This window comes from Pseudomonas viridiflava, from assembly GCF_900184295.1.
Classification (GTDB): domain Bacteria; phylum Pseudomonadota; class Gammaproteobacteria; order Pseudomonadales; family Pseudomonadaceae; genus Aquipseudomonas; species Aquipseudomonas viridiflava.
Window position 1 is genome coordinate 2,426,088 of sequence record NZ_LT855380.1, and the last position, 12,142, is coordinate 2,438,229.

10 protein-coding genes are annotated in these 12,142 nt (G+C 60.5%); 5 read left to right on the forward strand and 5 right to left on the reverse strand.

Translation table 11 applies throughout. The annotated features are described in order from the left end of the window. Positions 1-6 precede the first annotated feature (6 nt). From CFBP1590_RS11240 to CFBP1590_RS11255, 4 genes are all read right to left on the reverse strand, one after another. Positions 7-1,248, reverse strand: a complete 1,242-nt coding sequence (locus CFBP1590_RS11240) for an FAD-dependent oxidoreductase (RefSeq protein ID WP_088235017.1) — start codon at positions 1,246-1,248, stop codon at positions 7-9. Next, on the reverse strand, positions 1,230-2,135 hold the full coding sequence (gene folD / locus CFBP1590_RS11245) for a bifunctional methylenetetrahydrofolate dehydrogenase/methenyltetrahydrofolate cyclohydrolase FolD (protein ID WP_088235018.1): 906 nt from the start codon (positions 2,133-2,135) through the stop codon (positions 1,230-1,232). The genes CFBP1590_RS11240 and folD overlap by 19 nt, the downstream gene beginning before the upstream one ends. Continuing rightward, positions 2,132-2,998, reverse strand: a complete 867-nt coding sequence (purU, locus tag CFBP1590_RS11250) for a formyltetrahydrofolate deformylase (RefSeq protein WP_088235019.1) — start codon at positions 2,996-2,998, stop codon at positions 2,132-2,134. Before purU ends, folD begins: the two co-directional genes overlap by 4 nt. Before the next feature lie 729 nt (positions 2,999-3,727). After that, positions 3,728-4,333, reverse strand: a complete 606-nt coding sequence (locus CFBP1590_RS11255) for a helix-turn-helix domain-containing protein (RefSeq protein ID WP_025994689.1) — start codon at positions 4,331-4,333, stop codon at positions 3,728-3,730. Between the two features lie 289 nt (positions 4,334-4,622). Between CFBP1590_RS11255 and glnT the strand changes: the two genes are divergently transcribed. From glnT to CFBP1590_RS11280, 5 genes are all read left to right on the forward strand, one after another. Further along, positions 4,623-5,957 (forward strand): type III glutamate--ammonia ligase, encoded by a 1,335-nt coding sequence (gene glnT / locus CFBP1590_RS11260; protein ID WP_004886420.1) that lies wholly within the window; start codon positions 4,623-4,625, stop codon positions 5,955-5,957. 73 nt (positions 5,958-6,030) lie between these two features. Next, complete coding sequence (locus CFBP1590_RS11265; RefSeq protein WP_088235020.1) at positions 6,031-6,936, forward strand: class II glutamine amidotransferase; 906 nt, start codon at positions 6,031-6,033, stop codon at positions 6,934-6,936. Positions 6,937-6,947: 11 nt separating this feature from the next. After that, a complete protein-coding gene (locus tag CFBP1590_RS11270) occupies positions 6,948-7,631 on the forward strand; it encodes a GltB/FmdC/FwdC-like GXGXG domain-containing protein (RefSeq protein WP_088235021.1) in 684 nt (227 codons plus the stop codon). A 15-nt stretch (positions 7,632-7,646) separates the two neighbouring features. Continuing rightward, positions 7,647-8,984, forward strand: a complete 1,338-nt coding sequence (locus tag CFBP1590_RS11275; RefSeq protein WP_029241146.1) for an FMN-binding glutamate synthase family protein — start codon at positions 7,647-7,649, stop codon at positions 8,982-8,984. 502 nt (positions 8,985-9,486) lie between these two features. After that, positions 9,487-10,812 carry an ammonium transporter gene (locus CFBP1590_RS11280; protein ID WP_025994685.1) on the forward strand — a complete coding sequence of 442 codons (1,326 nt, stop codon included), beginning with the start codon at positions 9,487-9,489 and terminating at the stop codon, positions 10,810-10,812. A gap of 276 nt (positions 10,813-11,088) precedes the next feature. On the opposite strand, the gene CFBP1590_RS11285 is transcribed toward CFBP1590_RS11280, so the two are convergent. Further along, positions 11,089-12,126 carry an LLM class flavin-dependent oxidoreductase gene (locus tag CFBP1590_RS11285; RefSeq protein WP_088235022.1) on the reverse strand — a complete coding sequence of 346 codons (1,038 nt, stop codon included), beginning with the start codon at positions 12,124-12,126 and terminating at the stop codon, positions 11,089-11,091. Between the last annotated feature and the right edge of the window lie 16 nt (positions 12,127-12,142).

Below are 12,142 nucleotides of genomic sequence, written 5' to 3' on the forward strand. Positions count from 1 at the left end.
AACGGGTCAGTGGCTGGCCGCGGTTGCGCCCATTTCGTTGACTTGCTGGAAGGTGGAGAACCGCTCCAGGGCGAAGGGCTTGATCAGCTCCGGGACTTTGCCGCCGCTGGCGACCAACTCGGCCATGGTCTTGCCGCAGATGGGCGTCGCCTTGAACCCCCAGGTGCCCCAGCCTGCGTCCAGGTAATAATTCTTCACCGGCGAAAGGCCCATGATCGGGCTGTAGTCCGGGGTCATGTCGGTGATCCCGGCCCACTGGCGCATCAGCTTGGCGTTGGCCAGAAAAGGAAACATCTCGATGGCATGGGCCAGCAGGCTTTCCTTCAGGTCGAGCGTGGAGCGGGTGTTGAACAGCGGGTAGGGGTCCGATCCGCCGCCAAACACCACTTCGCCACGGCTGGTCTGCTGTACGTAGCAATGCAGCGCTGAAGAGCTCACCAGCGGGTCGAGGAACGGCTTGAACGGCTGGGTGACCATGGCCTGCAACGGGAACGTCTGGATCGGCGAGCTAATACCGGCCTTTTTCATCATCTGCGAACTCATGCCCGCGACCGCCTGCACGGCGCAGCCACAGTGGATGGTGCCTCGGTTGGTCTTGACCGCCGTGATGGCGCCGTTCTCGATCACCAGTTCCTGCACCTCGGTGAGCTGATGGATCTCCACCCCCCGCTTGGCCGCTTGCTTGGCGTAGCCCCAGGCGACGGCGTCGTGCCGTGCAGTGCCGCCGTCGATGTGCCACAGCCCGGCAAGCACGGGAAGATGTCCGGGATCAAGGTTGAGGCTGGGCACCAGTTCGCGAATCTGCTGACGGTCGATCATCTCGGTGCGCCCGCCAAAATGCTTGTTGACCTCGGCACGCTGGCGGAACGAACGCACCGTGGCGTCGGTATGCGCCAGGGTCAGTTGGCCGCGCTCGGAATACATGATGTTGAAATCGAATTCGTTGGACAGGCCCTGAAACATTTTTACCGACTCGGCGTAGAACCGGACGCCTTCGCTGGTCAGGTAATTGGAACGGATCACTGCTGTGTTGCGCGCTGTATTACCGCCGCCCAGATAGCCTTTTTCCAGCACCGCGATGTTGGTGATGCCATGGTATTTGGACAGGTAGTAAGCCGTAGCGAGGCCATGACCTCCGCCGCCGATGATCACCACGTCATAAGCCTTTTTCAGCTCCTTGGGCGCAGGCAGGTCAACATCGACCGGGTACTCCGGGCTGAGCCCGTATTTCAATAGATTGAAAGGCATACGGCCTCCGATTGGCTGCGTTGCGCACGGGACTGCTGGCGGGCAGCGGTCACGGTGTTTTTCATGAGAAAGGCGATGGTCATCGGGCCGACGCCACCGGGCACCGGGGTGATGGCCGATGCCACGTTCAAGACATTGTCGAAATCCACGTCGCCGACCAGTCGGCTTCGGCCCTGATCCTGAATGCGGTTGATGCCTACATCGATCACCACCGCGCCGGGCTTGAGCCAGCTGGCGTCGATCATGCGAGGACGGCCGACGGCGGCGACCACGATGTCGGCCAGTTGGCACAGGGCCTTGGCGTCCGTGCTGCGCGAATGCACGACGGTTACCGAGCAATGCGCCTGAAGGAGCAGGGCGGCCATGGGTTTTCCGACGATGTTGGAGCGACCGATCACCACCGCGTGCCTGCCCGTCAGGTTGCCGCAGGTTTCCTGTAACAGGTGCATGCAGCCACTGGGTGTGCAGGGCGTCAGCACCTCGCGGCCCTGACTCAGACCGCCGACGTTTTCACTGTGAAAACCATCGACGTCCTTGGCCGGGTCGATGGCCTGCAGCGCGCAGGCTTCTTCTATGTGTGCAGGCAGCGGCAGTTGCAGCAGAATGCCATTCACGCTCGGGTCGGCATTGAGCCCGGCAATCACCGCCAGCACGCGGGCCTGTGAGCTGTCGGCGGGCAGGCGGTACTCCAATGAGCGGATTCCGGCTTCCTCGGCGCGCAGGATCTTGTTGCGCACGTAGACTTCGCTGGCCGGATCGTCGCCCACCAGAATGACCGCCAGCGCCGGTGAAATACCCTCGGCCTTGAGGCTCTGCACCTCGTCGCGTACCTGCTGCAGCACTTTTGCGGCTGAGGCCTTGCCATCAATGAGTCGGGCCTGGTTCATCGGAAAATCACCGTTCGGTCAGTGTTGAGAAACACCCGATGTTCCAAGTGATATTTCACGGCACGGGACAGTGCGATGGTTTCGGTGTTACGGCCTGCTGCGACCAGATCGTCCGGCAGGTACACGTGATCTACGCGCTGCACTTCCTGCTCGATGATCGGGCCTTCGTCCAGATCGCTGGTCACGTAATGCGCGGTTGCACCAATCAGCTTTACGCCCCGCTCGTAGGCCTGGTGATAAGGCTTGGCGCCCTTGAACCCGGGCAGGAAGGAGTGGTGGATATTGATCGCCCGGCCCGAGAGCTGGCGGCACAGCTCGTCGGAGAGAATCTGCATGTAGCGTGCGAGCACCACCAGCTCGGTTCCGGTCTCATCGACCACTCGCATCAACGCCGCTTCCTGCTCGGCCTTGGTGTCTTTGGTCACCGGCAGATAGATAAATCGAATCCCCTCACGCTCGGCCATCGGCCGCAGGTCCAGGTGGTTGGACACGATGGCGGTGATGGTCATGTCCATCTCGCCCTTGTGATAGCGGTAGAGCAGGTCGGTCAGGCAGTGGTCGAACTTGCTGACCATCAACAGCACGCGCATCGGCCGACGCGTATCGTGCAGCTCCCACTGCATCGAAAAATCACTGGCTACCGCATCGAAGCCGGCCTTTAGCTGCTCGATATCGCCCGCATGCCCGTCATTGAAACGAAACACCGCACGCATGAAAAACGTACCGCTGAACTCATCGTCGAACTGGGCCATTTCACCGATGTAGCACTGATTGCCTGCCAGATACGACGTGACTGCCGCCACGATCCCGGACGTCGCCGGACAACTGATCTTCAGGATGAAATGGTTCTTCTCGTGTTGCATGGTCAGTCCTCTGAAAGGTGGCGGCAGCTCGGTGAGGCAAAAATGTTCAGGGGTAAAAACTGTTTTGATGAATGAATAAAAATTCCTATCAGGAATTAAATATTCACTAAGACTGTTTTATAGGCGAAAGGAAATGCAGCGTCCAGAGGTTTCTGGAAACTTTATTGAGTGAAGGGAATATTTTAGGTGCGTCCCGCCCAGGACGCTTCGCGTTTCAGCGTACGGACGAGGAATCTGCGTCGTCAGACGCATTTGGGACGCGGAGCGTCCCGGGCTGCATGCCCACGCGGAGCGATGGGCACGATCGGTGTGCTGGAGATCAGTGATCGTTCCCATCGCTTCGCGTGGGAATGCCGCTCAGGACGCTCCGCGTCCGCTCTCGAATGTGGCGCAGATGCGTGGACAAGCTCCAGCGTTATCCACGTCATGCGCTCGGCTCACTGAATCCGCAATCTGTGCCATTTGTGACGCGGAGCGTCACGGGATGCATGCCCACGCGGAGCGATGGGCACGATCAGTGTCGAGGCCGATTTGTGTATAACGATGAGCGCGGAGCGATGGGCACGATCGGTGTGCTGGAGATCAGTGATCGTTACCACGCTCTGCGTGGTAATGCCTCCCGGGACGCTCCGCGTCCCAGGTGGGTAAGGCTATGCAAGGCTTATCGAGTTGGCGCAGCGTTCTTCAAGGGCAGCGCAGAAGCGAGCAGAATGGCTCAGGTGGCGCGATCTACTCTCCCTGTGCGCCGTAATTCATGATCGACAACAACCTGATCGGCACCTGCACCAGTTGTTCCGGCCCATGGGGAATGTCGCCGTCGAACGTCAGGCTGTCGCCCGCCTGCATCGGGTAAAGCTGATTGCCGTGGCGGTAGATCAGTTCGCCCTCCAGCAGGTGCAGAAACTCGGTGCCTGGGTGGGAGAAGGTCGGGAACTCTTCGCTCGCGTCGTCCATGGTCACCATGTACGCCTCGAAACTCTTCTTCGGACCTCGCGTGTGATTGAGCAGGTGATAGGTATGGCCTTTCTCCGTGCCGCGCCTGACCACTTCCAGACCTTCATCGGCCTTGACCAGCAAGGCGCTGCTGCCTTGTTGATCGTACTGGCTGAACAGCTTGGACATCGGCATGCCCAGCACATCGCACAGACGGCTGAGGTTATCGAGGCTGGTAGAGACCTGGGCGTTCTCGATCTTGCTCAGCATGCCCTGGCTGATTCCGGCAATGCGGGCCACATCGGCCAGTTTCAGTTCTTGAGCCTGACGCTGGCGCTTGATCTGGATGCCCAGGTATTGCTCAAGTTTGAGCTTGGGCGGCGTTTCGTTCGGCGTGTTCATCTGGTCTGTCATCGGCTGTGCACGGTTTCCGCTCGTTAATTTTTATTTCGCACTGGGAATGTGCAGCGCGTCCGCCTGTTGAGCGATTTATTCCCGGAGAGAAAACGAGTTTCCCATATAAACAGCTGAATTTCTCCTCTCTGACGCATCCGACTTCTGGCATACCAAACTGGCAAGCGCTTTGCATTCCTATTGGGAAATTAACTTTCCTGATCGGAATATAATCCGGCGGAGGGTGAAACTGCGGTTCTTACCTGAAACGTTTTGCTCATGCCAGGAGACAAGTCTCATGTTGCCACCCGAAACACAGCGTCTGATCGAACAACACGGCATCAAATACGTGCTGGCTCAGTTCGTGGACATTCATGGCTCGTCGAAGACCAAATCGGTGCCTGTCTCAGGGTTGGAAATGGTCGCCGAAGACGGCGCCGGTTTCGCCGGATTTGCCATCTGCGGCATGGGCATGGAGCCGCACGGGCCTGATTTCATGGCCAAGGGCGATTTGTCGTCGCTGACGCCGGTGCCGTGGCAGCCGGGGTATGGGCGGGTGGTGTGCATCGGGCATGTGGACGGCAAACCCTGGCCCTACGACAGCCGTTTCGTGCTGCAGCAACAGGTCGAGCGTCTGACCCAGCGTGGCTGGACCCTCAATACCGGCCTCGAGCCCGAGTTCAGCCTGTTCAAGCGCGATGCTGCGGGCAGCCTGCAAATGGTCGACGCCAGCGACAACCTCGACAAGCCTTGCTACGACTACAAAGGCCTGTCGCGTTCCCGGGAGTTTCTTGAGCGCCTGACCGAGGCGTTACAGCCCGTCGGCTTCGACATCTATCAGATCGACCATGAAGACGCCAACGGCCAGTTCGAGATCAATTACACCTACAGCGACGCGATGGAGTCCGCCGATCGCTTCACCTTCTTCCGCATGGCCGCAGGCGAAATCGCCAACGACATGGGCATGATCTGCTCGTTCATGCCCAAGCCCGACCCCAAGCGCGCGGGCAACGGCATGCACTTTCACCTGTCGATCGGCAGCGCCAGCAACAAGAACCTGTTCCACGACGCCAGCGACCCCAGCGGCATGGGATTGTCGAAGATGGCCTACCACTTTGCCGCTGGCCTGCTGGCGCATGGACCGGCGCTGTGTGCGTTCGCTGCACCCACCGTCAACTCTTACAAGCGTCTGGTGGTGGGCAACTCGCTGTCAGGCGCGACGTGGGCGCCCGCGTTCATCGCCTTTGGTGCCAACAACCGTTCAGCCATGGTGCGGGTGCCTTATGGCCGCCTGGAATTTCGCCTGCCGGACGCCGGTTGCAATCCCTATCTGGTCAGCGCCGCGATCATCGCCGCAGGCCTGGACGGTATCGACCGCCAACTGGAAATCGATCATGTCTGCAACGAGAACCTCTACAAGCTGAGCCTTGAAGAGATTGCGGCACGTGGCATCAAGACCTTGCCGCAGTCGCTCAAGGAAGCCTGCGATGCGCTGGAAGCCGACCCGTTGTTCGCCGAAGTGCTGGGCAACGAGATCGTCGGCGAATTCGTGCGCCTCAAACGCATGGAGTGGGTGGAATACAGCCGCCATGTCAGCGATTGGGAAGTGAAGCGTTACATCGAATTCTTCTGATCTGCCGGATCGTCAAGCAACCGTTTTCGACGTCTTGCCGGTGGGCGGGGCGTCTCTGCCCAGGAGTTGAGTCATGTGTGGAATCGTAGGGCTTTACCTGAAAAATCCGGCGCTGGAGTCGCAGCTCGGCCAGTTGTTCGAGCCGATGCTCGAAGCCATGACCGATCGCGGTCCCGACAGCGCCGGCTTCGCCATTTACGGTGATGAAGTGGCCGATGGCTGGATCAAGCTGACCTTGCAGGCGACCACTGAGGACTATGACTTCAAGGCGCTGATTGCCGGGATCGAAGACAGACTGGCCGTACCGCTGGACTGGTTTCAGAACGCCAGCGCCGTGGTCCTTAAAGTCCAGGCCGAAGAAGCGCCGGTGCGCGCCTTGCTGTCGCAACTGGCGCCGACCGTGCGCATCATGAGCGCCGGACAAAGCATCGAGATCCTCAAGGGCATGGGCCTGCCGAGGGCGATTTCCCAACGCTTCGGGCTGGGCTCGATGAAAGGCAGCCACATCATCGGCCACACCCGTATGGCCACCGAAAGCGCTGTAACCATGGAAGGCAGTCATCCATTTTCCACCGGCGCCGACCTGTGTCTGGTGCACAACGGCTCGCTGTCCAATCACTTCCGCCTGCGCCAGAACCTGCGTCGTGAAGGCATTCATTTCGAAACCGACAACGACACCGAAGTCGCCGCCGGTTATCTGGCCTGGCGTCTGCAGCAGGGCGATACCCTCAAGCAGGCCCTCGACAAATCCCTCGAAGACCTCGACGGCTTCTTCACCTTTGCCATTGGCACGCGCAATGGTTTTGCGGTGATTCGCGACCCGATTGCCTGCAAGCCGGCCATCCTCGCCGAAACCGATGACTATGTCGCCATGGCCTCGGAGTATCAGGCGCTGTCCAGCCTGCCGGGCATCGAGCACGCCAGGGTCTGGGAACCTGTCCCGGCCACCATGTACATCTGGGAACGCGAGTCGGCCTAAGGAGCACGCACATGAAAACCATCGATCTGTCCAACGCCACCGTGCGTGACCTCAATCAGGCCCTGCACGATCAGGTCAGGCAACTGGAAGACCGCGAATGGGTGGTCACTCACCCCGACGGCGCTCACAACCTGGCGGTCGGAGTCAACGAAGCCATCTCCATCGATATTCAGGGCCATGCGGGTTATTACTGCGCCGGCATGAATCAGAAAGCCTCGATCACCGTGCACGGCAATGTCGGCGTCGGCTGCGCGGAAAACATGATGTCCGGCGCGGTCCGGGTCAAGGGCAGCGCCTCGCAGGCTGCCGGTGCCACGGCCCACGGCGGACTGCTGGTGATCGAAGGCGACGCCGGTGCCCGTTGCGGGATCTCCATGAAGGGCATCGACATTGTGGTCGGCGGCAGCATCGGCCACATGAGCTGCTTCATGGGCCAGGCCGGAAGGCTTGTGGTCTGCGGCGACGCGGGCGATGCGCTGGGCGACTCGCTCTATGAAACCCGGATCTACGTCAAAGGCAAGGTCGAGTCTCTGGGCTCGGACTGCATCGCCAAGGAGATGCGCGAAGAGCATCTGCAGGAATTGCAGGAGTTGCTCAATCGCGCAGGTTTCAACGAGAAGGCCGCAGATTTCAAACGCTACGGTTCGGCCCGTCAGTTGTACAACTTCAAAGTCGATAACGCCTCCGCGTACTGATTCAGGAGCAAGACCATGAGCGATTCCTCAACTCCCAAAGCCCCGGTCCTGCGCGAGTCGGCGACGTTTGATCGCCTGACCATCCAGGAAATTCAGCGCGCAGCCGAAACCGGCATCTACGACATTCGCGGCGGCGGCACCAAGCGCAAGCTGCCGCACTTCGACGACCTGCTGCTGCTTGGCGCCAGCGTCTCCCGTTATCCATTGGAAGGCTATCGCGAAAAATGCGGTACCGACGTGGTGCTTGGCAACCGTTTCGCCAAGAAGCCGCTGTACCTGAAAATTCCGGTGACCATCGCAGGCATGAGCTTCGGTGCGTTGTCGGCCAACGCCAAGGAGGCACTGGGCCGCGGTGCAACTATCGCCGGCACCAGCACCACGACGGGTGACGGCGGCATGACGCCTGAAGAGCGCGGCCAGTCGCAGCATCTGGTCTATCAATACCTGCCGTCACGTTACGGCATGAACCCGGACGATCTGCGCAAGGCCGATGCCATCGAAATCGTGCTGGGGCAGGGTGCCAAGCCGGGCGGCGGAGGCATGCTGCTGGGCATGAAGGTCACCGAACGTGTTGCGGGCATGCGCACCTTGCCGGTGGGCGTCGATCAGCGTTCGGCCTGTCGTCACCCCGACTGGACCGGGCCGGATGACCTGGCGATCAAGATTGCCGAGATCCGTGAGATCACTGACTGGGAAAAACCCATCTACGTGAAGATCGGGGCCAGTCGTCCTTATTACGACGTCAAGCTGGCGGTGAAGGCGGGCGCTGACGTGATCGTGCTGGACGGCATGCAGGGCGGCACGGCGGCGACTCAGGAGGTGTTCATCGAACACGTCGGCATCCCGATTCTGCCCGCCATTCCGCAAGCGGTTCAGGCGTTGCAGGAAATGGGCATGCATCGCAAGGTGCAGTTGATCGTCTCCGGCGGTATTCGCAACGGCGCGGACGTGGCCAAGGCCATGGCGCTGGGTGCCGATGCCGTAGCTATTGGTACCGCCGCGCTGATTGCGTTGGGTGACAACCACCCGCGTCTGGACGAAGAGTTGAAGAAGATCGGCTCGGCGGCGGGTTTCTACGATGACTGGCAGAACGGTCGTGATCCGGCAGGCATCACCACGCAGGATCCGGAACTGTCCAAGCGCCTCGACCCGGTGGAAGGCGGCCGCCGCTTGGCCAACTACCTGCGCGTGCTGGTGCTGGAAGCCCAGACCATGGCCCGCGCCTGCGGCAAGTCGCACCTGCACAACCTGGACCCCGAAGACCTCGTGGCCCTGACCGTCGAGTCGGCCGCCATGGCCCGCGTGCCGCTGGCCGGAACGTCGTGGATTCCTGGAGGTGGCAGCGGGTATTGATCTTCAGGACATCGATCGTGCCCATGCTCCGCGCTCATCGTTATACACAAGGCATCTGGCTATCTGGAGAGGCAGCGGTACTGATGTCCTTTTGTAGCGCGATAGTGAGAACACTGCAGAACGCGACGTGGGTGAAGGCTGAGTCCTGGCGCTGATTCGGGGGGCAATCGGCATGGATGCCGATTGAGCTGCACTGGGCCATGGATGGCCCATTTGCAGCGACCCCCGAATCAGTGTCAGGACGAAGGAACCCCGGCGAAGCCGGGGCCGGAACCGGAGCAAAAGGCTTTGCTTACTTTGGCCTCTCAAAGTAAGTCGCCGAGGGGCGAAAAGGTGACTTGAGCCATGCGCTCGGCTCACTGAATCCAAAGTCTGAGTCACAACCGTGCCGCGAAGTCATGGCGGCAAGTCACCCCTAAGAGGCCTTGAAGGCCCACTGCTTCAGCTAAATACCTTGGTTTTCTGCCCGGCACTTTTCCATTCATTTGCGGGAGCTTTGAACATGGTCAATCGTCTACTCGGCAAACCCCTTCTGGCATCACTGGCACTCGGCATTTTCGCCCCGCTGGTGCAGGCCGCAGAAACCCCCACACTCAACACCGGCAGTACCGCCTGGATGATCACGGCTGCGGTGCTGGTGCTGTTCATGTGCCTTCCGGGGCTGGCGTTGTTTTACGGCGGGCTGGTGCGCGCCAAGAACATGCTATCGCTGTTCACCCAGTGTTTCGGCATCGCCGGTGTGGTGGGCGTGCTCTGGGTGATCTATGGCTACAGCATGGTCGTCGACACCAGCAACATGGTCGAAGGGCAGGTGACCTTCAACAGTTTTGTCGGCGGGCTGAGTCGCGCGTTTCTTGCGGGCATGACGCCCGACAGTCTGGTCGGTGATATTCCAGAAGGCGTGTTCGTGACCTTCCAGATGACCTTCGCCATCATCACCCCGGCGCTGATTGCCGGTGCCTTCGCCGAGCGCATGAAATTCTCGGCCGCGCTGCTGTTCATGGCGCTGTGGTTCACTTTTGTCTACGCCCCGGTGGCGCACATGGTCTGGGGCGGAGCGGGTGCGCTGATGCATAACTGGGGCGTACTGGATTTTGCCGGTGGCACTGCCGTGCACATCAACGCAGGTGTCGCGGCACTGGCGGCCTGTCTGGTGCTCGGCAAACGCAAGGGTTATCAGAACACACCGATGCCTGCCCATAACCTGAGCCTGACCATGGCCGGTGCAGCAATGCTCTGGGTCGGCTGGTTCGGTTTCAATATCGGCTCAGGCGGCGGTCTGAGCGGCACGTCCGGAATCGTCATGCTCAACACTCAGGTCGGCGCTTGCGCAGGGATTCTCGGCTGGATGTTCACCGAGTGGTTCAAGGTCGGCAAACCCAGTGCATTGGGTCTGGCCAGCGGTGCCTTGGCCGGTCTGGTAGGTATTACACCCGCGTGTGCGTATGTCGGCGTGGGTGGCGCGTTGGCGATCGGCGTGTTGTGCGGGGTGTTCTGCTACCTGAGTGTGACCGTATTGAAGAAACGCCTGGGCTACGACGACAGCCTCGACGTATTCGGCCTGCATGGGATCGGCGGCATGATCGGCGCTGTGCTGACCGGCGTGTTCTGCGTGCCATCCATGGGCGGTCTGGTACCGGACGTGACCATGGGCGCGCAGGTCGTTGCGCAGATCAAGGGCGTACTGTTCACCACGGTTTATTGCTTTGCGGTGAGCTGGGTGATTCTCAAGGTGGTCAAGGCGCTCATTGGACTGCGAGCTCACGAGACTGTCGAAGAGCTGGGCCTGGACCTGTCCGAGCACAACGAACGCGCCTATAACCATTGAGGTCAGGCGCGATGTTGTGGGTGCGCCACTACGTTTTCGACGTAGCGCTGTGGCGCCGCAAACAGTTGACCGTGGGAGGCGGCTTGCCGGCGATCTGCCGGGAACCGGCAGCAAAACCTGCGCACGCGGTGTATCAGGTGCACTCAGGGGCTGCTGCGCAGCCCATCGCTGCCATCGTAACCTCCGAGAGCTCCCACGCCCTTCGGGCAGAAGCAGGTTCGGCGCTTCCTCAACAGCCCTGTGTTTGCTGCGAGGCAGCGCCGTGTCGGCGAAACTTTACCGAAACGCTGTCACCACGTGCTTGATGAACAGCTCAAGCGACTTCTTCTTCTCGGCATGCGGCAGGCTGTTGTCGCACCAGAAGCTGAACTCGTCGACACCCAGTTCCTGGTAGTACTTGATGCGCGGAATGATCTCTTCCGGCGTGCCGATCATTGCCGTCCTGTGCAGGCTTTCGAGGGTGAATTCGGGGCGCTCCGCGAACTTTTCTTCAGGACTCGGTGCCAGGAAACCATTGACCGGCGTCTGCTTGTTGCCGAACCAGGCGTCGAAGGTGCGATAGAATTTCGAGATCGCTTTCGCGCCGACTTTCCAGCCTTCAGGATCGTCCGTCGCATGCACATGGGTGTGACGCAGCACCATCAGCTGCGGACGCGGCACGCCTGGGTTGTTGGCCAGCGCGGCCTCGAACTTGTTCTTCAGGTCGACGACTTCCTCATCGCCTTTCATCAACGGCGTGACCATGACGTTGCAGCCGTTCGCTACCGCAAAATTGTGCGAGTCCGGATCGCGCGCGGCGATCCACATCGGCGGTGTATTGATGGGCTTTGGCACGCAGGTCGAGGTCGGGAATTTCCAGATGTCGCCGTCGTGAGCGTAGTCGCCTTGCCACAGCGCACGTACCACCGGAACCATCTCGCGCAACGCCTTGCCGCCTTCGGAAGCGGGCATGCCGCCTGCCATGCGGTCGAACTCGACCTGATACGCGCCACGCGCCAGGCCGACTTCCATGCGTCCGTTACTGATCACGTCAAGCAATGCACATTCGCCCGCGACCCGCAACGGGTGCCAGAACGGCGCGATGATGGTGCCTGCGCCCAGGTGAATGGTCTCGGTTCTGGCCGCCAGATACGCCAGCAAGGGCATGGGGCTTGGGGAAATGGTGTATTCCATCGCGTGGTGTTCGCCGATCCAGACCGTGCTGAAACCGCCTTTTTCGGCCATCAGCGTCAGTTCGGTCAGGTCTTCGAAGAGCTGGCGGTGGCTGACGGATTCGTCCCAGCGTTCCATGTGCACGAACAGCGAAAATTTCATGACACTTACCTCGATC

Bases quoted from the DNA above. Each gene is read 5' to 3' on its own strand.
- CFBP1590_RS11240 (WP_088235017.1), bottom strand. From the start codon at position 1,248: ATGCCTTTCAATCTATTGAAATACGGGCTCAGCCCGGAGTACCCGGTC.
- CFBP1590_RS11265 (WP_088235020.1), top strand. From the start codon at position 6,031: ATGTGTGGAATCGTAGGGCTTTACCTGAAAAATCCGGCGCTGGAGTCG.
- CFBP1590_RS11280 (WP_025994685.1), top strand. From the start codon at position 9,487: ATGGTCAATCGTCTACTCGGCAAACCCCTTCTGGCATCACTGGCACTC.
- CFBP1590_RS11275 (WP_029241146.1), top strand. From the start codon at position 7,647: ATGAGCGATTCCTCAACTCCCAAAGCCCCGGTCCTGCGCGAGTCGGCG.
- folD (WP_088235018.1), bottom strand. From the start codon at position 2,135: ATGAACCAGGCCCGACTCATTGATGGCAAGGCCTCAGCCGCAAAAGTG.
- purU (WP_088235019.1), bottom strand. From the start codon at position 2,998: ATGCAACACGAGAAGAACCATTTCATCCTGAAGATCAGTTGTCCGGCG.
- CFBP1590_RS11270 (WP_088235021.1), top strand. From the start codon at position 6,948: ATGAAAACCATCGATCTGTCCAACGCCACCGTGCGTGACCTCAATCAG.
- glnT (WP_004886420.1), top strand. From the start codon at position 4,623: ATGTTGCCACCCGAAACACAGCGTCTGATCGAACAACACGGCATCAAA.
- CFBP1590_RS11255 (WP_025994689.1), bottom strand. From the start codon at position 4,333: ATGAACACGCCGAACGAAACGCCGCCCAAGCTCAAACTTGAGCAATAC.
- CFBP1590_RS11285 (WP_088235022.1), bottom strand. From the start codon at position 12,126: ATGAAATTTTCGCTGTTCGTGCACATGGAACGCTGGGACGAATCCGTC.